This is a genomic window from Hydrogenophaga sp. (assembly GCF_019635465.1).
In the GTDB taxonomy this organism is placed as follows: Bacteria; Pseudomonadota; Gammaproteobacteria; order Burkholderiales; family Burkholderiaceae_C; genus Hydrogenophaga.
Genome location: NZ_JAHBZK010000016.1, coordinates 21,677 through 44,837, shown reverse-complemented (window position 1 = coordinate 44,837; position 23,161 = coordinate 21,677). Strand labels below are relative to the sequence as shown.

General features: G+C 68.9%; 25 protein-coding genes. 10 read left to right on the top strand and 15 right to left on the bottom strand.

Annotated elements, in window-relative coordinates:
* Positions 1–37: 37 nt before the first annotated feature.
* The 3 genes from ruvA (at position 38) to KF871_RS14790 (ending at position 3,001) form a co-directional block, all read left to right on the top strand.
* A complete protein-coding gene (gene ruvA, locus KF871_RS14800; RefSeq protein WP_291144069.1) occupies positions 38–613 on the top strand; it encodes a Holliday junction branch migration protein RuvA in 576 nt (191 codons plus the stop codon).
* An 82-nt stretch (positions 614–695) separates the two neighbouring features.
* Positions 696–1,754 (top strand): Holliday junction branch migration DNA helicase RuvB, encoded by a 1,059-nt coding sequence (gene ruvB / locus KF871_RS14795; protein ID WP_291144066.1) that lies wholly within the window; start codon positions 696–698, stop codon positions 1,752–1,754.
* Between the two features lie 11 nt (positions 1,755–1,765).
* Positions 1,766–3,001, top strand: a complete 1,236-nt coding sequence (locus KF871_RS14790) for an SPOR domain-containing protein (protein WP_291144063.1) — start codon at positions 1,766–1,768, stop codon at positions 2,999–3,001.
* Positions 3,002–3,051: 50 nt separating this feature from the next.
* On the opposite strand, the gene KF871_RS14785 is transcribed toward KF871_RS14790, so the two are convergent.
* Both KF871_RS14785 and KF871_RS14780 read right to left on the bottom strand, forming a co-directional pair.
* On the bottom strand, positions 3,052–4,212 hold the full coding sequence (locus KF871_RS14785; RefSeq protein ID WP_291144059.1) for a DSD1 family PLP-dependent enzyme: 1,161 nt from the start codon (positions 4,210–4,212) through the stop codon (positions 3,052–3,054).
* A complete protein-coding gene (locus KF871_RS14780; RefSeq protein ID WP_291144056.1) occupies positions 4,196–4,846 on the bottom strand; it encodes a histidine phosphatase family protein in 651 nt (216 codons plus the stop codon). The genes KF871_RS14785 and KF871_RS14780 overlap by 17 nt, the downstream gene beginning before the upstream one ends.
* Positions 4,847–4,906: 60 nt before the next feature.
* Here KF871_RS14780 and KF871_RS14775 point away from each other — a divergent pair, with 60 nt between their 5' ends.
* Complete coding sequence (locus KF871_RS14775) at positions 4,907–7,270, top strand: PAS domain-containing protein (protein WP_291144053.1); 2,364 nt, start codon at positions 4,907–4,909, stop codon at positions 7,268–7,270.
* Between the two features lie 47 nt (positions 7,271–7,317).
* On the opposite strand, the gene KF871_RS14770 is transcribed toward KF871_RS14775, so the two are convergent.
* From KF871_RS14770 to KF871_RS14735, 8 genes are all read right to left on the bottom strand, one after another.
* Positions 7,318–7,974, bottom strand: coding sequence for a hypothetical protein (locus KF871_RS14770; RefSeq protein ID WP_291144051.1), 657 nt, complete (start codon positions 7,972–7,974; stop codon positions 7,318–7,320).
* Positions 7,975–7,982: 8 nt separating this feature from the next.
* Positions 7,983–8,906, bottom strand: coding sequence for a tRNA 2-thiocytidine(32) synthetase TtcA (gene ttcA / locus KF871_RS14765; RefSeq protein WP_291144048.1), 924 nt, complete (start codon positions 8,904–8,906; stop codon positions 7,983–7,985).
* A gap of 5 nt (positions 8,907–8,911) precedes the next feature.
* On the bottom strand, positions 8,912–10,099 hold the full coding sequence (locus KF871_RS14760; protein WP_291144046.1) for an ATP-binding protein: 1,188 nt from the start codon (positions 10,097–10,099) through the stop codon (positions 8,912–8,914).
* 93 nt (positions 10,100–10,192) lie between these two features.
* Positions 10,193–11,047 (bottom strand): TauD/TfdA family dioxygenase, encoded by an 855-nt coding sequence (locus tag KF871_RS14755; RefSeq protein ID WP_291144043.1) that lies wholly within the window; start codon positions 11,045–11,047, stop codon positions 10,193–10,195.
* A 2-nt stretch (positions 11,048–11,049) separates the two neighbouring features.
* The gene (locus tag KF871_RS14750; RefSeq protein WP_291144040.1) at positions 11,050–11,850 is read right to left on the bottom strand and encodes an ABC transporter permease; all 801 of its coding nucleotides are present in this window, start codon (positions 11,848–11,850) and stop codon (positions 11,050–11,052) included.
* Positions 11,847–12,602 carry an ABC transporter ATP-binding protein gene (locus tag KF871_RS14745; RefSeq protein ID WP_291144038.1) on the bottom strand — a complete coding sequence of 252 codons (756 nt, stop codon included), beginning with the start codon at positions 12,600–12,602 and terminating at the stop codon, positions 11,847–11,849. Before KF871_RS14745 ends, KF871_RS14750 begins: the two co-directional genes overlap by 4 nt.
* Before the next feature lie 2 nt (positions 12,603–12,604).
* Positions 12,605–13,588, bottom strand: coding sequence for an ABC transporter substrate-binding protein (locus KF871_RS14740; protein ID WP_291144035.1), 984 nt, complete (start codon positions 13,586–13,588; stop codon positions 12,605–12,607).
* Between the two features lie 71 nt (positions 13,589–13,659).
* Positions 13,660–14,775, bottom strand: a complete 1,116-nt coding sequence (locus tag KF871_RS14735; protein ID WP_291144032.1) for an aryl-sulfate sulfotransferase — start codon at positions 14,773–14,775, stop codon at positions 13,660–13,662.
* A gap of 125 nt (positions 14,776–14,900) precedes the next feature.
* Between KF871_RS14735 and KF871_RS14730 the strand changes: the two genes are divergently transcribed.
* Complete coding sequence (locus KF871_RS14730) at positions 14,901–15,839, top strand: LysR family transcriptional regulator (protein WP_291144029.1); 939 nt, start codon at positions 14,901–14,903, stop codon at positions 15,837–15,839.
* Between the two features lie 7 nt (positions 15,840–15,846).
* Here KF871_RS14730 and KF871_RS14725 read toward each other — a convergent pair whose 3' ends face one another.
* Positions 15,847–16,221, bottom strand: coding sequence for a dihydroneopterin aldolase (locus tag KF871_RS14725; protein WP_291144025.1), 375 nt, complete (start codon positions 16,219–16,221; stop codon positions 15,847–15,849).
* A gap of 7 nt (positions 16,222–16,228) precedes the next feature.
* Entirely contained in the window at positions 16,229–17,014 is a 786-nt protein-coding gene (locus KF871_RS14720) for an SDR family oxidoreductase (RefSeq protein ID WP_291144023.1), read from the bottom strand.
* 8 nt (positions 17,015–17,022) lie between these two features.
* Between KF871_RS14720 and KF871_RS14715 the strand changes: the two genes are divergently transcribed.
* Both KF871_RS14715 and KF871_RS14710 read left to right on the top strand, forming a co-directional pair.
* Positions 17,023–18,156: an SAM-dependent methyltransferase gene (locus KF871_RS14715; RefSeq protein WP_291144020.1), complete on the top strand. Its 1,134-nt coding sequence runs from the start codon at positions 17,023–17,025 to the stop codon at positions 18,154–18,156.
* 49 nt (positions 18,157–18,205) lie between these two features.
* On the top strand, positions 18,206–18,400 hold the full coding sequence (locus tag KF871_RS14710; protein ID WP_291144017.1) for a DUF2905 domain-containing protein: 195 nt from the start codon (positions 18,206–18,208) through the stop codon (positions 18,398–18,400).
* A 31-nt stretch (positions 18,401–18,431) separates the two neighbouring features.
* Here KF871_RS14710 and KF871_RS14705 read toward each other — a convergent pair whose 3' ends face one another.
* Positions 18,432–18,893, bottom strand: a complete 462-nt coding sequence (locus tag KF871_RS14705) for a hypothetical protein (RefSeq protein ID WP_291144014.1) — start codon at positions 18,891–18,893, stop codon at positions 18,432–18,434.
* Positions 18,894–19,026: 133 nt separating this feature from the next.
* Between KF871_RS14705 and trxC the strand changes: the two genes are divergently transcribed.
* Complete coding sequence (gene trxC, locus KF871_RS14700) at positions 19,027–19,476, top strand: thioredoxin TrxC (RefSeq protein WP_291144011.1); 450 nt, start codon at positions 19,027–19,029, stop codon at positions 19,474–19,476.
* Positions 19,477–19,516: 40 nt separating this feature from the next.
* Here the strand turns inward: trxC and KF871_RS14695 are convergent, their stop codons facing one another.
* Entirely contained in the window at positions 19,517–21,316 is a 1,800-nt protein-coding gene (locus KF871_RS14695) for a hypothetical protein (RefSeq protein ID WP_291144008.1), read from the bottom strand.
* Between the two features lie 78 nt (positions 21,317–21,394).
* Here KF871_RS14695 and glk point away from each other — a divergent pair, with 78 nt between their 5' ends.
* Positions 21,395–22,372: a glucokinase gene (gene glk, locus KF871_RS14690; protein WP_291144005.1), complete on the top strand. Its 978-nt coding sequence runs from the start codon at positions 21,395–21,397 to the stop codon at positions 22,370–22,372.
* Between the two features lie 60 nt (positions 22,373–22,432).
* Positions 22,433–22,684 carry a hypothetical protein gene (locus KF871_RS14685; RefSeq protein WP_291144002.1) on the top strand — a complete coding sequence of 84 codons (252 nt, stop codon included), beginning with the start codon at positions 22,433–22,435 and terminating at the stop codon, positions 22,682–22,684.
* Positions 22,685–22,702: 18 nt separating this feature from the next.
* Here KF871_RS14685 and KF871_RS14680 read toward each other — a convergent pair whose 3' ends face one another.
* Positions 22,703–23,122, bottom strand: a complete 420-nt coding sequence (locus KF871_RS14680) for a hypothetical protein (protein WP_291144000.1) — start codon at positions 23,120–23,122, stop codon at positions 22,703–22,705.
* Between the last annotated feature and the right edge of the window lie 39 nt (positions 23,123–23,161).

Below are 23,161 nucleotides of genomic sequence, written 5' to 3'. Positions count from 1 at the left end.
GGGGTGTCTGCTCACCCCAGGCGCCAAGAGGACACGAATGATAGGCAAGTTGACCGGCACGTTGCTGGAGAAGAACCCGCCCCAGATCCTGCTGGACTGCCACGGCGTGGGCTACGAGGTGGACGTGCCCATGAGCACCTTCTACCTGCTGCCCGCCAGCGGCGAGAAGGTGTCGCTGCTCACCCACTTCGTCGTGCGCGAGGACGCGCAGATCCTCTACGGCTTTGCCAGCGCGGGCGAGCGCGACGCCTTTCGCCAGCTCATCAAGATCAGCGGCGTGGGCCCGCGCACCGCGCTGTCGGTGCTCTCGGGCCTGTCGGTGAGCGACCTCGCGCAGGCCGTCAGCACCCAGGAGACCGGGCGCATCGTCAAGGTGCCCGGCATCGGCAAGAAGACGGCCGAGCGGCTGCTGCTGGAGCTCAAGGGCAAGCTGGGCGTCGACCTTGGTCTGCCCGCCGGCGCCACCCGCAGCGACGCCCAAAGCGACATCCAGCAGGCGCTGATGGCGCTGGGCTACAGCGAAAAGGACGCCGCTGCTGCGCTCAAGGCCCTGCCGGCCGACGTCGGTGTGACCGAGGGCATCAAGCTGGCACTCAAGGCGCTGGCGAAATGAAACCCCCACGCTTGTCACTTCGTGTACTGCGCTGCCCCCCGGGGGGGCGGTTGCGCCTTGGGGCGGCCCGGCGGAGCAACGCATGAGCATCCAGACCGACGACTTTGCCCCCGCGCCGCGCGTGATCTCGCCGGTGAGCGTGTCGCCCAAGGAAGAGGCGATCGAGCGCGCGCTGCGCCCCAAGCTGCTCGACGAGTACGTGGGCCAGATGAAGGTGCGCGAGCAGCTCGAGATCTTCATCGGCGCGGCCAAGAAGCGCGCCGAGGCGCTCGACCACGTGCTGCTGTTCGGCCCGCCCGGCCTGGGCAAGACCACGCTGTCGCACATCATTGCGCAGGAGCTGGGCGTGAACCTGCGCCAGACCAGCGGGCCGGTGCTGGAAAAGCCCAAGGACCTGGCGGCGCTGCTGACCAACCTCGAACCCAACGACGTACTCTTCATCGACGAGATCCACCGCCTCTCGCCCGTCGTCGAGGAGATCCTCTACCCCGCGCTGGAGGACTACCAGATCGACATCATGATTGGCGAGGGTCCGGCTGCGCGCAGCATCAAACTCGACCTGCAGCCCTTCACGCTGGTGGGCGCCACCACCCGCGCCGGCATGCTCACCAACCCGCTGCGAGACCGCTTCGGCATCGTCGCCCGGCTGGAGTTCTACACGGCCGATGAACTCGCGCGCATCGTGCGCCGCAGCGCCGGGCTGCTCAACGCGCCGATCGACGATGACGGCGCGTTCGAGATCGCGCGCCGTTCGCGCGGCACGCCGCGCATCGCCAACCGCCTGCTGCGCCGGGTGCGCGACTACGCCGATGTGAAGGGCGGCGGCCACATCAGCAAGGCCATTGCCGAGCGCGCGCTGGCCATGCTCGACGTCGATCCGCAGGGCTTCGACCTGATGGACCGCAAGCTGCTGGAGGCCGTCATCCACCGCTTCGACGGCGGCCCGGTGGGGCTGGACAACATTGCCGCCAGCATTGGCGAAGAGCGCGACACCATCGAGGACGTGATCGAGCCCTACCTGATTCAGCAGGGTTACCTGCAGCGCACGCCGCGCGGGCGCACCGCCACACTGGCGGCCTACCGCCACCTGGGTGTGGCGCCGCCGCAAAGCGCCGGCGGCCTGTTCACCGACGGCTCCTGACACTGCCCACCATGGCCGAGACCAGCGCACCCTCCGTCCTGCCCGACGCCACCGCACCGGCGCCGGCCATGGCGGCGGCGGCCAGCGCGACCGAGGCCTTGTACCGCGCAGCGCTGGGGCCGGGGCGCCTGGCGCACTACCTGCCGGCCTTCGCGCGGTTCGATGAACTCGGCATGGCGCGCCCGCACTGGAACCACGCCGCTGGCTGGCTGGGCTGGCACTGGCTGCTGTACCGGCGGCTGTGGCGCCAGGCCATCTGGCACGCTGTGCTGGTGATGGTGGCCCTGGTGACGTGGTGGTGGCTGCACGAACAGTTCGGCCCCTGGCCGGCGGGTGTGCGCTGGGGCTTGCTCAGCGCCATCGCCGTGGTGGCCGTGGTGGCCCCCGGTTGGTGGGGCGATGCCTGGCTGCACGCCGACACGCGCCGGCGCATGACGGTGGCGGTGCGGCGCGCGCGCACCGTGCAGGAGGCCTGCAACCTGCTGGCGGCGCCGACGCTGTCGCGCCGGGCCTGGTGGTTGGTGCTGGCGCTCGAGCTGGCCCTGGCCTGGGGCGCCTGGCACACCTTGCGCGGATCGGTGCCGGTGGCGGTGGCCACGCCCGAGCCCGTGTTGAGCGAGTCGGCGCCTGGGCCCGGGTCGCCGAAGGAAGGCGCCGCAACGCCGAGCGCCCCCGCAGCGACCCCGTCATCACCTGCCGCTGAAGCCGCGCCCCCTGTGCCCGACGCAGCCCCCGTCGCAGCGCCGGTGGCCGAGCCCGCTGCCGAACCATCGCCCAAGGCTTTACCGGTGGAAGCGGCAGCAGCCACCGCAGTCGAGCCGAAACGCGCGCCGGGCGAGGCGCCCAAGGCAGTTACCCCACCGCCCATGGCAGAGGCGCCCAGCCCGCCCCCCATCCTGGCGCCCAAAGCCCCCGAGACCATGGCCGCCGCCACACCCGCAGCGCCTGCGGCCGCCATGGCACCAGCCAGCCCGCCGGCTGCACCTGCCGCCACCGACGCGCCGCGCCACCGCTTCGACGGTCACGGCGTGGCGGTGGGCATCTTTGCCGATCCGGCCAATGCGCAGCGCGCGGCCGAGCGCCTGCGCGCTGCCGGCCTGCCGGTGGTGACCGACCCGCTGGAGTCGTCGCGCGGGCCGCTCACGCGGGTGCGCGTCGGTCCGTTCGATAGCCACGCGCAGGCCGTCGAGGCCGCTGCCCGCGTGAAGGCCATGGGGCTGGAAGCAAGGGTCTTCGGGCCGCCTTGATAACGCCCGGTGTGGGTGTCAGGCCGCCGTCGGCTCCGGCCTGGCTCAGTTCAACCCAGAGCGCCGCGAGCGTCCACCGGCAGCAGCCGCTCGACACGGCCGGCAATCAGGCCACCGCGCACGCCCACCATCACGTCGTGCAGGTTGACGGTCGGGTCGCAGTGCCCGGGCACCAGCCACACGGTTTCGCCCAGTTCGGGCAGGTGGGCGCCGCGCAGCACGCCGTGCTCATCGCCGCCGTTGGCAAAGTCCAGGCCCTGGGGCAGCCACACGCGCGGCAGGCCGCTGTCGATGGCGTGGCTCTTGTGGCCGGCATCCACCACAGCACGGCCTTGCGGGCGGCTCATCACCTGCGACTTGACGAACAAGGCGTGCTCGAACGCCGGTGCCGCGGGATCGGCCTGGTTGGCCGCGTAGTCGGCGTCCATGAACAGGTAGGAGCCCGCCTGCAGTTCGCCCCACACGCCACTGGCGGCTTCGTGAATGAAGGTGCCGGTGCCCGCGCCCGTGACCAGGGGCACCGCGATGCCCATTGCTTCGATCGCGTCGCACGTGGCCCGTACCGCCTGCGTTGCCGCCGCGACGGTGGCGCGACGCTCGTCCGCGGAGCGATAGTGCTGGGCCGCGCCGTGGTAGGCCTGCAGGCCGGCAAAGCGCAGCACCGGCTGGGCCACAACAGTCCGGGCCAGCTCGCCGGCCGGCACGCCGGGCGCCATGCCGCAGCGCCCGTGCCCGACATCGATTTCCACGAACACGTCGATCGCTCCGGGCGCGCTCACGCCGGCGTGTGCCAGCGCCTGCGCCAAGTGTTGAATGCCGACCAGGCTGTCGACCGCGATGGCAAAGCGGGTGCCGCCCGTGCGCACGGCAGTGGCCAGCCGGGCCAGCTTGCGGGGGTCGACCACTTCGTTGCTGACGTAGATGTCGCCCACCCCTTTGGACGCCAGCGCCAGCGCTTCGCCGATCTTCTGCACACACACACCGACCGCGCCGTGTGCCATCTGCAGCAGGGCCAGCTCGGCGCATTTGTGCATCTTGGCGTGCGGGCGTAGCCGCATCCCGCGGGCAAGACAGAAATCGGCCATGCGGTGCAGGTTGCGGTCCATGGCGTCGAGGTCGATCACCAGGGCGGGTGTGTCGATGGCGGCCACCGCCTGACCGATCAGGCCGGCGAAGCGATCGGGAACGGCGATCTCAGGCGCTGCGCTCATCGAGCACGTCCTCGTCGTCGCCCACCTGCAGGTGGCGCACATCGCCCCAGCCCACCAGGGCCAGACCCTCGGGCGACCAGAGCAAGCGGTTGACGCCGGTGTTGGCCAGTTGCCAGGTGCGCGGCGCCTGCAGCTCCAGTCGTGTGGCGGCGCGGTACAGCACGTCGAGCACGCCGCCGTGCGCCACCACCAGGATCTGTTCGCCCAGGTGGCGCTCGGCCAGGCCGATCACCGTGGCCACCACCCGCTCGCGCAACTGCAGCAGGGTTTCGCCGCCGGGCGGGGCAAAGTCGGGCATGCGCTTGCGCCAGGCCAGAGTTTCGGCGGGGTAGCGCAGTTCAAGTTCGTCCCAGGTGTGGCCCTCGAAGCGGCCAAAACCGCGCTCGCGCAGGCCGATCTCGGCGTGCACGGGCAGGCTGTGGTGGTCGGCCACCGCCTGGGCCGTGTCGCGTGCGCGCCGCAAATCGCTGCTGTAAATGGCGGCCACGCTCTCGTCGCGCAGCGCCTGGCCCAGCCGCGACGCCTGCCAACGGCCGTGGTCATTGAGGTCGATGTCGGTGTGGCCCTGGATGCGCGTGTCGCGGTTCCAGGTGGTTTCACCGTGGCGCACGGCCAGGATGCGGGTGACTTGCACGCTCGGCTCAGGGTTTCGGAGACGCTCAAATGTAGCGGCCCTTGCGACACAATCGCGGTCATGGGTGCATCCGATGGCGACTTCTCGACGCTGTTCAGCTTCCTGCCGATCGGTGCCTACCGCAGTGCGCCCGATGGGCACATGCTGCGCGCCAACGACGCGCTGGTGAAGTTCAACGGCTACGCCAGTGAAGCCGATCTGCTGGCCAATGTGCGCGACGTCGCCAACGAGTGGTACGTCGACCCCGCGCGACGCGATGCGTTCCGCTCGGCCCTGGAAACCGACGGGCAGGTGTGCGCCTTTGTCTCCGAGGTCTACCGCCACCACACCCGGGAGCGCGCCTGGGTGAACGAGAACGCGCACGCGGTGCGCGGCGAAGACGGTCGGGTGCTCTATTACGAAGGCACGGTCGAGGACGTCACCGAGCGGGTCCTTCGGGAGCGCGACGCCCGCGAGCAGCAGCAGCGTCTGGTGGCGCTGGCCGACCAGATTCCGGGCGTGGTGTATTCGGTGCTGGTGGGCTGGGACGGCAGCCGGCACTACCTGTTCCTCAACTCGGGCGTCAAAGACCTGTACGGCGTGGATCGCGAAGAGGTTCTGCGCGACCCCATGCTGCTGCCCCGGCTGCGCCACCCGGATGAACTTGAACAGTTCGCTGGCGAGACCCAATCGGTCATCGATGGCCGTGAAGCGCTGATGAGCGAGTTCCGGATCGTCACCCCCGATGGCGAGGTCAAGTGGGTGCATCGGCGCTCATGCGAGGTTCTTCGCAACGAGCGTGGCATTCAACGTGTGGGGGTGCTGTTCGACATCACCGACCGCAGACGCACCGAAGAAGCCTTGCGGCGCAGCGAAGAGCTCTGGAAGGCCGCGCTGGGTAGTGCGGGCGATGGTGTCTGGGACTGGAACATCGCCACCGGCGAGGAGTACCTGTCGGACGGCCTGATCGCCATGTACGGCTTCACCCGCGACGAACTCAAAGGCAGCATGCGCGACCTCGATTCGCGCACCCACCCCGACGATGTGCCGGCCATGATGGCCGCGCGGGTGGCGCACTTTGAAGGTCGCACGCGCGCCTACCGCAACGAGCACCGGGTTCGCTCACGCGACGGTCGCTGGATCTGGGTGCTCACCCGCGGCGCCATCATCGAGCGCGACGCCCATGGTCAGCCCACGCGCATGGTGGGTACGCACACCGATGTCACCGAAGCCAAGGCCGCCGAAGAGCAGCAGCGCGCATTGGAAACCCAGCTGCGCGAGAGCCAGAAAATGGAGGCCATCGGTACGCTGGCCGGTGGCGTGGCCCACGACTTCAACAACCTGCTGGCGGCCATCCTGGGCAACCTGGTGCTGGCGCGCGAGGACGTCGGACCGGAGCATCCGGCGCAGGAGAGCCTCAAGGAGATCAACCGTGCCGCCATCCGGGCACGGCAGCTGGTGCAGCAGATCCTCACCTTCAGCCGGCGAGGACCGCAGCTCATGGAGCAACAGGATCTGCTGCCACTGGTACAGGAGGCGCTGGGCCTGATGCGCTCGCTGCTGCCCGCTGGCGTGCAACTGGTGAGCCGCCTCACCGATGTGCCGCTGCCGGCGGTGGTGGATGGCACGCAGATGCAGCAGGTGCTGATGAACCTGTGCACCAACGCCTGGCAGGCCATGGGACGCCGTGGCGGTGAAGTCACTGTGGCCCTGGAACCCGTCGAGCTGGACGCGGCGCAGGCGCTTCAACTGGGCGCCATCGATCCAGGGGCATACGCGCGGCTGAGCGTGGCCGACAACGGCCCCGGCATGGACGAGCAGACCCTCCGCCGGGTGTTCGAGCCCTTCTTCACCACCAAGGCCCCGGGCGCGGGCACCGGGCTTGGGCTGGCGGTGGTGCACGGCATCGTCAAGGCGCACCACGGGGCCATCGGCATCGACAGCCGGCTCGGTGCGGGCACACGCTTCGACGTCTACCTGCCGCTGGGCGCGTCGGTGTCCCAGGCACCCCTGGTGGAGGTGGCGCCGCCAGCGGTGGCCGAGACGGCGCCCGCGGGGCGGCACATCGTGTACGTCGACGACTACGAGGCGCTCGTGTTCCTGGTGGGCCGCCTGCTGCGCAAGCAGGGCTACCGCGTCAGCACCTTCGAGTCGGGCGAGGCGGCCATCGACTGGCTGCGGCGTTACCCCGACGATCCGGTGGATCTGGTGGTCACCGACCAGAACATGCCTGGCATGTCCGGCGTCGACGTGGCGCGCGAGGCGCGCCAGCTGCGCCCGGATCTGCGGGTCGCAATCGTCTCGGGCCATGTCAGCGATGCCTTGCTGGACGAGGCCCGGCGTGAGGGGGTGCACGAGGTGCTGGCCAAGCAGGACAGCATGGATGCAATGGGGCGAACCATTCGCCAACTGATCGAGAGCGATCCGTCACCCGTGGCGGATTGACGGCATCGACCCGGGACAGCGCTTCAGCGCCTCGGCCGCTCCGCTCCTCAGCGCGCGATGTCGATGTCGACCTGTCGGTTGCCCGCTGGCGGGGACGGGAACCCGTTCAGTGCGGCATCGAGCATGGCCGTCCACAGCGACGGCGTGCTGTTCCAGCGGCCATCGTGTGCGGCCCGCGTCTCGTACACCACACGGCCGCTGGCGGCCTCGCGCACCAGCAGCGCCACTGCGCGCTGGTAGTACGGCGTCTCAAAGCGCGGGAAGGCCGGGAAGAACATCACCTGGCCGGTGCCGGTCACCACGTAGTCGCGCCCGGGCAGGGCATACGGGTAGCCGAACGGCCCCCACGCGTCGTAGGGGTCCTCCCAGGGCGCGCGCGGCAGGCGCACGGTGCTGGCGTTGACCTGCACCAGCCAGGGCGCTGACACACCGTCGGCCGCGCGGCTCCAGCCTTTGCGACCCAACGCCGCCTCGGTGAGCTTTTCCAGTTCGTCCTGCTGGCCAAGGTTCTGCTGCGAGGGCAGGCGCTCGAAGCGGAAGACCTGCGGCGGCGCAGGCACGGCAGGCGCCGCATTGGCTGGGGAGGCGGCTTGCCAGCGCGCAAAGCTCTGCACCTGGTTGTCCACCTTGATCACCGACGCACAGCCACCCAGCAGCACGCTGGTGAGTGCGGCAAGCCAGGTGAAGCGGCGAACGCGTTGCATGTTGCGGGTCAGAGATCGGCGGCGATCGGTATGACCGTGCGCGTCGGCGCGGGGTTCCCGCCGTCGGCATCGGCCCGGGGCGCGGCGGTGGGCGTCGCAGCCGTGAAGGGCTCGTCGTCGAAGGCCTTGTCGCCGTCGGCATCGGGCACGCCGGTGGCCCGCAGGGTCTCGAACGGGAACAGCGAGCGGTCCATCAGGTGGCTGGGCACCACGTTCTGCAACGCGCTGAACATGTTCTCGACGCGGCCCGGAAACTTCTGCTCCCACTCGCGCAGCAGGTTGCCGACCTGCTTGCGTTGCAGGTTCTCCTGACTGCCGCAGAGCGTGCACGGAATGATGGGGAACTGGCGCACCTCGGCCCAGCGGCTGAGGTCCTTCTCGGGCACGTAGGCCATGGGCCGGATCACCACGTGGCGGCCGTCGTCGCTCACCAGCTTGGCCGGCATGCCCTTGAGCTTGGCGCCGAAGAACATGTTGAGCAGCAGCGTCTGCAGGATGTCGTCGCGGTGGTGGCCCAGGGCGATCTTGGTTGCGCCCAGTTCGCTGGCCACGCGGTACAGGATGCCGCGGCGCAGGCGGCTGCACAGGCTGCACAGCGTCTTGCCTTCAGGGATGACGCGCTTGACGATGGAATAGGTGTCCTGGTTCTCGATGTGGAACTTCACGCCGAGCTTTGTCAGGTACTCCGGCAGCACGTGCTCGGGAAAGCCGGGCTGTTTCTGGTCGAGGTTGACGGCGATCAGCTCGAAGTTCACCGGCGCGCGCGCCTGCAGCTTGAGCAGGATGTCGAGCATGCCGTAGCTGTCCTTGCCGCCAGAGAGGCAGACCATCACGCGGTCGCCTTCTTCGATCATGTTGTGATCGGTGATCGCGCGCCCGACCTCGCGGCACAGCCGCTTCTCGAGCTTGTGGTTTTCGCGTTCGATGTCCATGGTGTTCAGCGCCAGTCCTGGCCCGGCATGATGCGTTGCATGAAGGCGGCGAACATCGGCACGGTGAAGGCCGTGTCGCCGTGGGTGGGGCTCCAGACCATGCCCTTGCCAATGAGCGTGGCGCGGGTGGGGGCCAGAGACGATACCTTTTCGCCCAGCACGTCGGCCACGTCGCCCGATCGGTGGGGCCCGTCGCCCAGCTCGGCCATGGCGCGCAGGTACTTCTTTTCCTTGGGCGTGCAGCGGTCAAAGCGCACACGGAAAAAGCCCTCGTCGAGGGCGGCGATGGCGGTGATGCCGGCGCGCGCCACGGCGTCGGTGTCGATCGGGCTGCCTTCGGCCGCGAGCCAGGTGTGGCTGCCCCATGTCTGCAGGAAGTAGGCGTAGCCCTGACTCACGCGGCCGATCTCGGCCAGCGCGGCGGGGGTGATCGTCACGCCCTCGTCGAGCAAGGGCTTCTCGATCGCCTGGGCCGCGGCCTCGGGCGGCAAGGGGCCGATCTCGGTGAACTCGAACAAGCGCTCGGCGTAGGACTTGGCGTTGCCCAGCTGGCCGCGCAACTGCGGCAGGCCCGCGCCCACCAGCACCACCGGCAGCTGGCGCTGCGCCATGCGGTGCAGCGCCGTGATCAGGGCGGCGAGCTGGTGTTCCTCGACGTACTGCAGCTCATCGATGAACAGCGCCAGCGCGGTGTTGCCGGCCTTGGCGGCCAGGCCCGCCTGCTCCATCAGGGCCTGCAGGTCGTGTTCGAGGTCGCCGTTGTCGGCCAGGCCGGGCTCGGCCTCGTAGTCGATGCCGACCTCGATGTCCTTGAAGGTGAGCTTGAGCTTGCTGGCAAAGCCGGCCAGCGCCCGCAGGCCGCGCACTGCGTAGTCCTTGGCGGCTTCGAGCTGGCTCAGCCGCAGCAGCGCCTGGCGCAATTGGGGCGCCAGCATGGCCGGCAGTGAGCGGCCCTCGGGCGCTTCGAGCCGGATGGTGTGGATGCCCATGGCCTCGGCGTCGTCGCGCGCGCGGTCGAGCAGCACCGTCTTGCCGGCGCCGCGCAGGCCCACCAGCATGGCGCTGCGCGCGGGGCGGCCGATGCGGGTGCGCTGCAGCGCCACCTGCAGGGTTTCGAGCAGCGCATCGCGGCCCGCCAGCTCGGGCGGCGGCGTGCCGGCGCCAGGGGCGAAGGGGTTTCTGACCGGGTTCATCGGTCGCGATTCTAGCGAAATTTGAAAAGTTATCTTCGTTCGATAACTTTTGTAAGAACACTTGAATCCCCAGGCGTCGAGCCCCGATCCGGCTCACGCCGCCGATTCGGCCTGCGAGCGAAAGGTCACCCGGTGCAACAGCCGCGTCTGCGGCCAGTAGTCTGCCGCGGCGTGGTGCTGGGTCGAGCGGTTGTCCCACACGGCCAGGGCGCCGGCGCGCCAGCGGTGCGAGTACACGAACTCGGGCTGGACCATCCACTCGCGCAGAAATTCGAGCATCGCGCGGCTTTCGCGCATGGGCACGCCGTCGATGCGGCGGGTGAAGGCCTCGTTGGCGAACAGCACCTCATCGCCGGTTTCGGGGTGGCGGCGCACCAGCGGGTGCGACACCGGCTGAAAGCGGCGCACCGCGTTGACCATGGCCTCTTCGCCGCTGGCCCGCAGCGCGTCCTCGACCAGGCTGCCGGTCCAGCTGTGGGTGGCGTGCAGGCCACGAAGGTAGGTCTTCATGCCCTCGGACAGGGCCTGGAACGCCTTGCGCCCGCAGGCCCAGGCGGTGTTGCCGCCGCTCTCGGGCAGCTCGATCAACTGGATCACGGTGCCGGTGGGGAAATCGCGTCGCCACGTGACGTCGCTATGCCAGACGTTGAGTTCGGGCGGGTGCTCACGGTCGCTGCGGATCACCTCGACCTCGTCGTGGCCAGGCAGGCGCGGAAAGAAGGCGCCTGGGGCGATGTCGCCAAAGGCGCTCGCCAGGTCGATGTGCTGAGCGGGGGTGAGCGTGTGCGGCTCGATGGTCAGCAGGCCGAACTGGTTGAGCGCGCGGTGCAGCTCGGCCTTGACCTCGGCCGACAGTGGCGCGGAAAAGTCCAGGCCGTCGACGCGCGCCGCGAAGCCCGGCAACTGAGGCACCGGCCGGATGTGCAGGTAGGCGGCGGCGGCACCCATGGTCAGCGCGCCGACTCGTGCCAGTGGCGCAGCAGGCGGCGCCCGACAACGCTGACCAGCAGGAAGAACATGAAGCCGAGCAGGGTGGCTGCGATCACCGCGCCGAACAGCAGTGCGGTGTACATGCGGCCCTGTGCAAACACGATCTGCACCCCGAGCCCGCCCTGCGAGTTGCCCGAGCCGATGATGAACTCGCCCACGATGGCGCCGATCACCGACAACCCGGCCGAAATGCGCAGGCCGGCAAAGATGCTGGGCAAGGCGCTGGGCAGGCGCAGTTTCCAGAACGCCACCACGCGGCTGCGGTTGTGCAGCGCGAACAACTCCACCAGGGTGCGCGAGGTCGAGTTCAGACCCAGCAAGGTGTTGTTGATGATGGGAAACAGCGCCATGACGAAGCTGATGACGACCACCGAACTCTCGTTATAGCCAAACCAGAGCACGATCAGCGGCGCCACCGACACCACCGGCACCGTCTGCAGCAGCACGGCGTAGGGGTACAGGCTGCGTTCGATCAGGCGCGACTGGCTCATCAGTGCGGCCAGCAGCACGCCGATGACGATGGCCCCCAGGTAGCCCAGGCTGGCTTCGCGCAGCGTGATGAGCGAGGCCACCACCAGGGCGGGGGCGTTCTCGCGCACCGCCGCCGCCACCGCACCCGGACCGGGCAACAGGTAGGCGCGCCCGGCGTACACCGTGGCCGACAGCAACCACCAGCCCAGCAGGGCCAGCAGCGCCACCACGAGCACCGGCGCCACCGTGCCCACCGCCGATGCCCAGCGCGAATCGGTCTGGGTGCTCATGCGCTCACCTGCTCGGCCACCGGGTGGCGCAGGGCGGCGGTCACCTCGCCGGTGAGGGCCGCAAAGGCGGGCGAGGATCGCAGCTCGGGCGCGCGCGGAAAGTCGAACGGCACGTCGATGACCCGCAGCACCCGGCCCGGGCGGGCCGACATGACCACCACCCGGGTGGACAGGAACACCGCCTCGTGCACGTTGTGCGTGACCATCATGGCGGTGAAGCCGGCCTCCTTCCACAGCGCCGACAGCTCTTCCTGCAACACGTCGCGGGTGAGCTCGTCGACGGCCGCCAGTGGCTCGTCGAGCAGCAACAGGGCGGGCCGCAGCGCAAGTGCGCGCGCCAGCGACAGCCGCATGCGCATGCCGCCCGACAGCTCGTGCGGGTAGCTCTTCTCGAAGCCGGCCAGCCCCACCAGCTTCAGCGCTTCGGCGGCGCGCGCGGCGCAATCCGGGGCGCGATAGCCTTCCAGCTCCATCAACAGCTCGGCGTTCTTCTGCACCGTGCGCCAGGGCAGCAGCGCGGCCTCCTGGAACACGAAGCCGGTCTCGAACTCGCCGGGTCGCAGGCACTGCCCCTGCGTGGGCTGTACCAGGTCGGCCACGATGCGCAGCAGCGTCGACTTGCCGCAACCCGACGGGCCGACGATGGAGATGAACTCGCCCGCATCGATGCCGAGGTCGGTCGCCTGCAGCGCCAGCAGCCCGTTGTCGTAGGTCTTGGACACGCCCTCGAGCGTGATGGCAGCGCCTCTCATGTTCAGCAACCGGGCACGAAGCGCGTGTCGTAGGCCTGCTTCTCGTCGAAGTCGGCCGGCAGGAAGTTCACGCTCTTGAGCTGTTCGGACAACTCCTTCCAGCGTGAGTCGGCCATGCAGCCCATCTTGGCGGGGTCGCGCGACACTAGGCCGTTGGCCATGTCGCGGGTCGCGGCGTCGTGCACGTCGGACGAGATCTGCTGGTTCAGGCCCATCAGGTAGGGCTTGATGGCTTGTGGGTCGCGCATGAAGTTGGCCCAGCCCTTCTGCATGGCCGCCACGGTGGCTTTGACCAGTTGCGGGTTCTTCTGGATCAGCTCGTCGGTGGTGAACAGCACGTAGTAGGGCCGGTAGCCCAGCGTGGCGATCTTGATCTGGTCAACCTCGATGCCGGCGGCCTTCATGCGCGCGGGCAGATACAGGTACAGGCCCTGCTGCACCATGGTCGGGTCGTTGCGGAACAGGCCGAGGTCGCCGGTCACCGGCATCTCGCGCGAGGGTGCGATCTTGTATTGCTTCTTGGCCCACTCCCAGTAGGCGAAGCCCAGGCTCACCGCGAACGGTCGCCCCTGCAGGTCGTTGATCGACTTCACCGCCGGGTTGGCGTGGTAGACGAGCGTGTAGGGCACGTGGTCGAGGTGTGCAAACACGGCCTTGATCGGCACGCCGCGCTGGCGCGCCAGCAGCACGTCGTCGGCGTTGCCGACGCCGAACTCGGCCTGGCCCGAGGCCACTTGCGGAATGGTCTGGATGCGCGGGCCACCCTGCTGCACCGTGATCTTCAGGCCGGCGGCGCGGCCGAGGTCGTCCTGCTGGGCCTGCCAGTAGCCGCCCTGGTCGGCCTGTGCGAACCAGTTGGTGAGCACGCGCACCGGCTTGGCGTCCTGCGCGTGGGCGGGGGCGAGCACCCAGGCGGCACAGGCTGCCAGGGTGGTGAGGGTGGTGAGGGTGGCGCGTCGGGCAAGGGCAAAGGAGGGGCGGTTCATGGTGGTCCTCGTGTCGGCGGGTGGGCGTGGGTGGGTAAGCGAAATGCGTGCTAGGTGGACAGGGGCAGGGCTCAGCGTTTCAGCCAGGGCACATCGGCGGCCTGGTAGCGGAAGGTCTGGAACACACTGTTGAGGCGGCCGGGGCCGGTCTTGCGCGCGGCGGCGTCGGGGTACTCGGCGAACCAGGGAATCACGTATTCCCAGACCACCTCACCAGCGGGGGTGACCTCGAACAGGCGCCCGGTGGCCGACTCGGTGATGTGCGTGTTGCCGTTCCACAGCCGCTGGGCGTTGCCCATGAAGGCGGTGTAGAAGGCGTTGACCATTTCGTCCTGGTAGCTCCACACCACCTGACCGCTGGCGGGGTCGACCTCGACCACGCGCGAGAAGGCCACGTGAGAGCCTTCGCGGAAGTTGCCGTTGTCGAAGATGAGGATGTGCCCGTTGGCCAGTGGCACCGGCGCGTGCTGGTGCGATACCACCGAGGGCGGAATGTGCAGGCCGACCGCGCCACTGGCCTTGTCCACACCGATGACGCCGGCGGTGGTGCGCAGACTCATCAGCACCGAGCCGTCGGCCATCACGCCCAGGCCGTTCACCAGCGGCCAGTGGTAGCGCCCAAAGCCCGGGTGGATCGGGAAGCGCTGCGGGTCGAGGTGCTCCCAGGCCTTCCATTCCCACACCAGTTCGCCCGCGCGGTTGACCTCGCGGATCACGTCGGCGTACATCACTTCGTCGGGGCCGTGGGCAGTACCGCCCGGCACGGTGGCGGCAAAGCCGGTGGGCACCTGCTCGCAGGCGGCGTAGAGCAGGTGGCCGTTGGGCAGCCACTGCGCGTCGTGGTGGTGGGCCGGGTCCTCGAAGTGCCAGACCACTTCGCCGTCGGGCGTGACCTCGTAGAAGTCACCGCCGTGCCACATCGACCACGGCGCGTAACGGTCCGGGGAGTGGGCGTGGTTGCCGTTGTAGCCCAGGTTGCCGTTGGGCAGGATGACGGCGTGGCGCCCGGCGCGCACCGGCAGCTTCCACTGGTGCGCGACCTCGCCGTCGGCGGCCACAAGGTAGACGTGGCCGTCCGCGGTCTGCGGGGCGATCAGTGTGTAGCCGCCAGCGGACAGGGCGGGATCGTGGGCGATCAGGCCGACGCCGCGGCGGCGCTGGGTGATCTGGTCGACGGTGGTGGCCAAGCTTTGCTCCCGGTTGCGAGAAGTGGGTGAGAACACAACGTTGGACGCCACTCTAGGCAGGCGATTGCGTCAGGCATAGCTGTTTGTTTTTGGATGGCTGTAAAGAAAAAACGTACAGTCCGGGTGTGACCGCCATCTCCCAGTCGTTTCGCTGTTTCGATGCCGTGGCGCGCCGGGGGTCGGTGCGCCAGGCGGCCGAGTCGCTGCACCTCACGGCCGCAGCGGTCAACCAGCAGATCCTCAAGCTGGAGGCCTTGGTCGGCACGCCGCTGTTCGATCGCCTGCCGCGCGGCATGCAGCTGACCTCGGCCGGCGAAATCATGATTGCGGCTGTGCGCCGCAGCCAGCGCGACTTCGACTCCGCGCTGGCCCAGGTCGAGGATTTGCGCGCACTGCGGCGCGGGCACGTCAATGTGGGTGTGTCGCATTCCACCGCCGAGTACCTGTTGCCCGAGGTCGTCGAATCGGTGCAGCGCCACCACCCGGGCATCACCTTCAGCGTGCGTTCCGGCAACGGCGAAACCCTGCTGCGCTGGCTGGCCAACGGCGAGATCGACGTCGCCTACTGTCTGCGCCGCGCGCCGCCGCCCGGCGTCGAAGAGGTGCGTTCGCACCCACAGCAACTGGGCGTGGTCACCGCGCCCGGGCACCCGCTGACCGCCGGGTCGCGCCGGTTGCGCGTGCGCGACTGCCTGGACCAGCCCATGGTCATGCTCTCGCCCGACATGGAGCTGCGCACGATGCTCAACCGCATCGAGCCGCGGCTGGCGCGGCTGGGCCGCCCCCTGGTGGAAACCACCTCGGTGCCCATGGTGCGGCGTCTGGTGGCGGGCAGCCACGCAGTGGGCTTCCTGATACCCGAGAACGTGACGCAGGAGGTGGCCGACGGCGCGCTGGTGTGGGTGCCGCTGGACGATGCCGGCGCGCGCCAGCACAGCTGCATCTATCAGCGCTCGGGCTACACGACGGCGGTGGCGATGGGCCTGTTTCTGGGTGCGCTGGAAAGCGCCGTGGTCGACATCCGTGAGCGCTTTGAGCGCGACCAGGTGCCGCGCGCGAGCTGAGCGCGCCTCACCAGCTGCCGCTCTCCATGCGGATGGCGACTTCGCAGTCGTCAAAGATCTCGAGCTTGGCGATCTTCACCCGCACGCCGATCACGCCGGGCAGTTGCATCAGCCGCCGCGTGAGCTTGCCGATCAGGCTCTCGAGCAGGTTGACGTGCTCGGCGGTGCACTCGTCGATGATGATCTGGCGCACCTTTCGGTAGTCGAGCACATGGCCGATGTCGTCGTCCTTGGGCAGCAGCGGTTGCGTGCCCTGGTTGAGTTCGGCGTCGACCTGGATCGGCTGCGGTGTGCCGATTTCCTGGTCGAGGATGCCCAGGCTGGCTTCGAAGCGCAGCCCGGTGAGGGTGAGGATCTGGTTGCCGGCGGCATTCACGGACATGCGGGCCTCACATCAGCGAGAAATCGCGCTCGAAGCGCATCAGGTGCTGGCCGCCGTCGACCAGCAGCGTGGTGCCGGTGATCGAGCCGTTGGCCAGCGCAAAGGCCACGGCCGAGGCCACGTCGGCCGGGGTGGACGAACGCCCCAGCGGCGACTGCCGGTGCAACTGCGCGAACTTCTCGTCCGACAGCATGTGGCTGGTGAGCGTGAGCCCGGGCGCCACGCCGACCACCCGCACGCGGGGCGCCAGGGCCAGCGCCAGCATGGTGTTGGCCGCTTCCAGCGCCGCCTTGGACAAGGTGTAGCTGAAGAAATCGGGGTTCATGTTCCACAGCTTCTGGTCGAGCAGGTTGACCACCGCGCCGTGTGCATCGCGGCTGCCCAGGTGCTCGTGCAGGGCCTGCGCCAGCACCACGGCGGCGCCGGTGTTGGCGCGCAAATGCGTTTCCATGCCGCCGTAGTCGAAGCTTTGCGCGCTGTCGTGCTCGAAGGTCGAGGCGCTGTTGACCACCGCATCGACCGCGCCGAAATGCGCCACCACCGCGGGCAGCAGCGCGCGCACGCTGCGCTCGTCGGCCAGGTCGGCAAAGAAGGTCTGGGCGCGTGCGCCGGCGGCCTCGACATCGGCCGCGGTCTGGCGGGCGTCATCGACCGAGTGCCGGTGGTGCACGGCCACCTGCCAGCCGGCCCGCGCCAGCGTGAGCGCGATCTCGCGGCCCAGGCGCTTGCCGGCGCCGGTGACCAGCACGGTGCGGGGGTGGGCAGGGGTTGAGCCGGGTTGCGTGGAAGCCATCGGGGACAATGCGGCGCGTGAACACCGCATCCGTGAACGAGCCGTCGAGTGTAGCCAGCGCCCTGTCGCTGCGCATTGCCGCGGCCATCCGCGATGCGGGTGGCTGGCTGCCGTTCGAGCGCTTCATGGCCATGGCCTTGTACGAACCCGGCCTGGGCTACTACGCCAACACCAGCCGCAAGTTCGGCCTGCTGCCGCAGCAGGGCAGCGACTTCGTCACCGCGCCCGAGTTGTCACCGCTGTTCGGCCGCACCCTGGCGCGCCAGGTGGCGCAGGCGCTGTCGGCCACCGGCACCGACGAGGTCTGGGAATTCGGCGCTGGCAGCGGCGCGCTGGCGTTGCAACTCATCGAGGGTCTGGCCGAACTGGGGCAACCGCTGGCGCGCTACCGCATCGTCGATCTGTCGGGCGCGCTGCGCGAGCGCCAGCAGAGCACCCTGGCCGCCCACGCGGATCGCGTGCAGTGGCTCGACGCACTGCCCGAGCACATGGCGGGCGTGGTGGTGGGCAACGAGGTGCTCGACGCCATGCCGGTGAGCCTGATCGCGCGCGTGGACGGCCGTTGGTTAGAGCGCGGCGTGGCGCTCGACGGCCAACGCTTCGCCTGGGCCGACCGCCCCACCGATCGACGGCCACCCACCGAGGTGCCGGGCACCCACGATTACCTCACCGAGCTGCAGCCGCAGGCCGAGGCCTTCGTTCGCACGCTGGGTGATCGCCTGCAGCGCGGCGCCGCCTTCTTCGTCGACTATGGCTTTCCCGAGGCCGAGTTCTTTCACCCCCAGCGCAGCATGGGCACCCTGGTGGCCCACCGCGCGCACCGCCGCAGCGACGACGTGCTGGCCGCGCCGGGCGAGCAGGACATCACTGCCCACGTCAACTTCACCGGCATTGCCCTGGCCGCGCAGGACGCCGGGCTGGATGTGATCGGCTACACCAGCCAGGGCCGGTTTCTGCTCAACGCCGGTTTGATCGACCTCGCCCGCAACGCCGACCTGCGCGACAACGCGCAGATGCAGAAGCTGATCCTGGAGCACGAGATGGGCGAGCTGTTCAAGGTCATCGCACTGGCGCCACGCGCCAGCAGCGCGGGGTGGGTGCCCATCGGCTTTGCCGAGGGGGACCGTACCCACCGGCTGTGAGGCAAGCCCGTGGCATCCTCCGCCCTCCGCCCTCCGCCCAACGCCCAAAATGATTCGCTGGATGATCGTCATCTTCTTGGCCCTGATGCTGATCAGCTGGGTCACGCCACTGCTCAAGCGCCTGGGCCTGGGCAAGCTGCCTGGCGACTTTCACTTCCGGGCGTTCGGGCGGGAGTGGTTTCTGCCGTTTGCCAGCACGGTGTTGCTGAGCATGGTGGCGTCGCTGATCGGTTACCTGATCTGAACGCCTCGTGCACGAACAAGCGGGCTGTTGTTCAGCCGCGCATGTCAAGCAGAAGGCCAGGGTGTGCCTCGGCGGCTACCCGGGCACTGGGCCGGGGCGGCGTTTGCAGCAGCTCGCGCCAGGCCTGCGCCTTGGCCACAAACCCTTCCACCGTGGTGATGAAGCCGGGCTGATCGAGTGCATCGCGTGGCATGTACTGGCGCAGATGGCGCACGCCGTCGGGGGTCATGCTGAAGGCGGTGTCCGGGGTGAAGCCGGCGTAGCTCAACATCAACTCGTTCATGCGCTGGGATGCCAGCAGGTCGGGCAAGCCACCGATCTCGGTACCAATGGACAAGAGCCCGTCGCCGCGCATGTCGACGTCCACCCAGGCGTCGTCGGCAAACAGCAGGGTCCAGATGGGGGCCTCACTTTCGCGCACAAAGCCCAGCAGGTTGGCCGATGTGTCGACGACGTCGGCCAGGCGCTGATCGATCTGTTCGAGTGAGTCCATGGTGCGCGGGGTCAGGCAGTGTTGCTCGCCATGCTGGGTAACCCCCGCAGGTCTTGGGTTCCGCCGATGCCGCCTGTCCCGCAACGGATGCCGCGCTCTTGAGTTGGCGACATCCGGGCCCACCTGAATACACATGAGCGCCACCACCACCCCACTGCACACCCTGTGTCCGCATTGCGGCACCACCAACCGCCTGGCCGCGGATGCGCTGGCCAGCGACCCCGATTGCGGGCGCTGTCACCAGCCGCTGTTCGTGGGGAAGCCGGTGGCGCTGGACCAAGCGGGTTTTGCCAGGACGATCGCCAAGTCCGATCTGCCGGTGCTGGTGGACTTCTGGGCGCCCTGGTGCGGCCCCTGCCGCATGATGGCGCCGCAGTTCGAGGCGGCCGCGCGCGAGTTGGAGCCCAACTTCCGGTTGGTGAAGGTCAACACCGAAGAAGCCCAGCAGCTCGCCGCGTCCTTGAACATCCGCAGCATTCCTACGCTGGCGCTGTTCGTGGGCGGGCGCGAGGTGGCGCGCCAGCCGGGCGCCATGGGCGCGGCCGACATCGTGCGCTGGGCGCGCTCGCAGCGTCGGGCTTGAGCCGGCGGCGGCTGGCCAACCGCCTCACTCAATCAAACGGTCAAACGGCGCCCGCTGCGTTCTCTGCGAATGCGCGCCAGGCGTTGCGGGTGCGTTGCACGCGTGGGTCGAGGTTGTCGGGGTTGAACAGATCCGTCAGAAGGCGGGCGATGCGTTCGGCGCCAGCGTCGCGCTGAATGCCCAGCATGGGGTCGACGGCCTGACCCTGGCGCTGCACCGCAGGAAGCAGGATCTGCGTCGCCAGTGTGTCGAACAGCCATTGCTGTTTCAGCGCTTCCTTCACGTTCGGCGGTCGCTGGCTGCTGTCGATGCCCTGCATCACGGCCTTCATGTCCGGCGTCAGGCTGAAAGCCGGGTTCGCAAGCAGAGTCTCGAAGGCTTGCAGGCAGGCGTCTGTGGCGGCGTCATCGTCGAGCGGCAGGCCCGGGGCCGTGGGCGTCGAGGGCTGCAGCACCGCGCGGAGCTGGGTGACCCACGGACCCAGAACGGAGTCCAGCCGGCCTTGGCGCCGTGGTTGTTCCAGGGGCGATTTCAGCGTGATCAACAGTGCATCGAAGCGTGGCTGGAACGACGGGTTCGAGCCGGTCGGGTCGTCGATCGCGCTCGTTGTGGCGGCGGTCAGCACCGACTGACGTTGCGCCGCGGAAATGGTGGGGTCGTTCAACTGCGCCAGGCGGCGCTGCTGTAGCAGGTTGGCGATGGTGGGTTGCTCGCCCCTGGTGAGGCATTGCTTGATCAGGTCCAGCGCCTCACGGTCGTATCTGGCGAAGTCGGGATGCTGCGCCAGCGTGCCCATCCATTCGCCGATGGCGGTATCGATGTCATCCGGCAGGTGGGCAAGCTGCGGGGCAGGCAAGTGATCGATGTGCTGGCGAAGGACGAACGCGAACGCCAACGTGCTGGCAGCGTCTGCGCGCGATGGTCTTGGGTGCGGTCCGACAAGACTGCGGTCAATCAGGGTGGGCAACAGCTCCTCCACGGCCTTCTGACCGCGGGACAGGGCGTCGGTATCGGCGTTTGTCGTGGGAAAAGCCCCCAGGTTGGTCAGCGCTTTGGCAACGGTGACATAGCAATCGGTCACCTCGGCGGCAGCCTGTGGCGCTGGGATCATGATGCCGGCGTTGCCCGTGAGCGCGAGCATGTTGCGCTTGATGGTCCGCGCAACGTTTTCCTGGTGATGTGGGGGAGCCCCTGAAAGTATCTGGTTGGACGCCACTTGTTTGCGGGCCAAATCGAAGTTGTCGGTCGCCGCGGGGAATTTGTCCCGGACCACTTGCTTGGCGGCCCACTTCCATTGGTCGGCCGAGTAGGTCCCGTGAATGGCGAGCGCGCCCTCCGTCTGAAGCCGTTCTCTCATCGCCGGCAACATGCCCTGGATCGTCCGGCGCATGTTTTCTGTGTCGTCATCGGAGTAGACGGCGAAGTGGTACAGCGCTTGCGCTGCGGCGCCTTCGCACAAGGCCTGCGACAGGTCGCTGCCGCGCAGAACCCGATCCTCGGCATCAAGGCCAATGCGCGCGGCTGTTCCTGCCCCAAAGTCGTGGTCGATCGCTTCGCACAGACGTTGGCGCGCCGCATCGGTCTTGTCGCGCTGGCGTTCTGCCGCCGGCCGGTTGCCGAAGCGGGTCGCGACGTCGTCGGCCGAGCCGGGTTTGCTGTAGAGCACCCCGTCTTTGAACTTCAGCAGGCCGTTCGCATGGGTGCCCAGGGCGTGCCGGGCCTGGAGCTGATCCAGCTGGTAGGCCGCCAGCTGGCGATCCTTGACCGAGATGGGGGCAGCGAGTTTGGTGTCGGGCTTGCGAGAGATGGCCATGTGAAACCGGAGGGCTGGGGCCGTCATGGGTGGCACTTGCCCCATCCCGGTTCCTTCGGATTGCCGCGCCCGACGGGCCGCAGTACCCGCTTATCATGCGGCGCCATGACGACGACGCATTCCCATGGCGGCCGTTTGCTGGCCGACATCGGCGGCACCCATGCGCGGTTTGCCTATCAGTGTGCAGCGGGCGGTCCGCTGGCGTCGGTGGTGGTCTGGCCGGTGACCCGGTTTCCGAGCCTGCTCGACGCGCTGCGCCACTACGTCGACAGCCTGGCGCCGCAGCGGGTGGCGATGGCCGCGATCGCGATCGCCAACCCCGTGGTGGACGATGCGGTCCACATGACCAACCACGACTGGTCCTTTTCGCAACGTGAGCTGCGCGAGGCCCTTGGCCTGCGCCAGCTCTGTGTGGTGAACGACTTCACCGCACTGGCCCTGGCTTTGCCGACGCTGCCCGAGGCGCACCGCCGGCAGGTCGGGGGCAGCACGCCGGTCGAAGGGGCGGCCATCGGTTTGATTGGTGCCGGTACCGGCCTGGGCGTGTCGGGCCTGCTGCCCGATGGGCGTGGCGGCTGGCTGCCGCTGGCGGGTGAGGGTGGCCACGTGACCTGGCCCGCCATCACGCCGCGCGAGCGCCTGGTGTTCGATGGCCTGGTGCGCCGCCACGGGCATGCGTCGGCCGAGCGGGTGTGCAGCGGGTCCGGCCTGCTTGGCACCTTCGGGTTGTTGTGCGAGGCCGATCGGGTGACGCACGACATCACCACCGCGGCCGCCGTCAGCGACGCGGCCCTGTCCCATGCGCACCCGCAGGCCCTGGAGGCACTGGCCCTGTTCTGCGGGGTGCTGGGCGCGGTCGCCGGCAACCTCGCGCTCACGCTGGGCGCGCGCGGCGGTGTGTACATCGGTGGTGGCATCGTGCCGCGCCTGGGCAACTGGTTTGACGGCTCGCCGTTTCGCGAGCGCTTTGAGGCCAAGGGTCGTTTTGGCGACTACCTGCGGCCAATTCCCGTGTGGGTCATCACCGCGCCCGAGTCGCCCGCTTTGCAAGGCGTTGCCAGCCTGCTCGACAGCTTGGATTGATGACGGCCTTGCGCTACGCTGCGAGCCTCTTGTAACCCCCAGTCCTTTGCCGGAGGCCCCATGTTCAGCAGCTCCCTGCGCGTCGCGCTGGTCTTCACCCACGAGGATCAGTCCTGGCTCAAGCGCATGAACGTGACGGTGCCCGACTACTGGCGTGGCCACAACGTGGCGCCCGTCTCGGGCGACGTGTTCCGCGTGGGCGGGCGCCAGTTCACCATCCAGGGGCGGCTGTGGGAAATGGATGGCAACGGCCCGGTGTTGCGGGTGTTCGTGGGCGCCGCGCACGCCGAGAGCGATTCGGTCTTTGGCTGAAGCCTGAGCGGGCTGGCGTCAGTCGTCTCGCATGTCCCAGGCGTGGCCGTAGCGTTTGCAGCACACTGGCACATAGCGCGGGGCATCGGCGCCCTTCACATTGAATGCGTCGGCGAGTCTGAGCTGCCCGTAGCTCTGGCAGGCCGCGCAACTGGCCTGGTTGGCCATTTCTTCGGCGTGCATCAGCAGATACATGTAGCGGCGCAGCGCCCAGTACCCGATACCGCCCGAAGCGATGGCCATGAGCACGTCGAGCAGCCGCTCGTGCAGCGGCGCGCCACGCATGGCCTCGGCGCTGGCGAGCATGGCGATGACGGCCAGGACCGCCAGCAGCATGTGCGCGTGGCTGGAAAGCAGCTCGCGCTCGTACCACTTGCGAAATCCCAGTCGCGCGATGCCGTCGGCGAGCGGGCGGTTCAGCGGGTTGGACGCGGGCATGGCGACCTCCGTCGGTGGGAGGGCGGATGGTGGCATCGC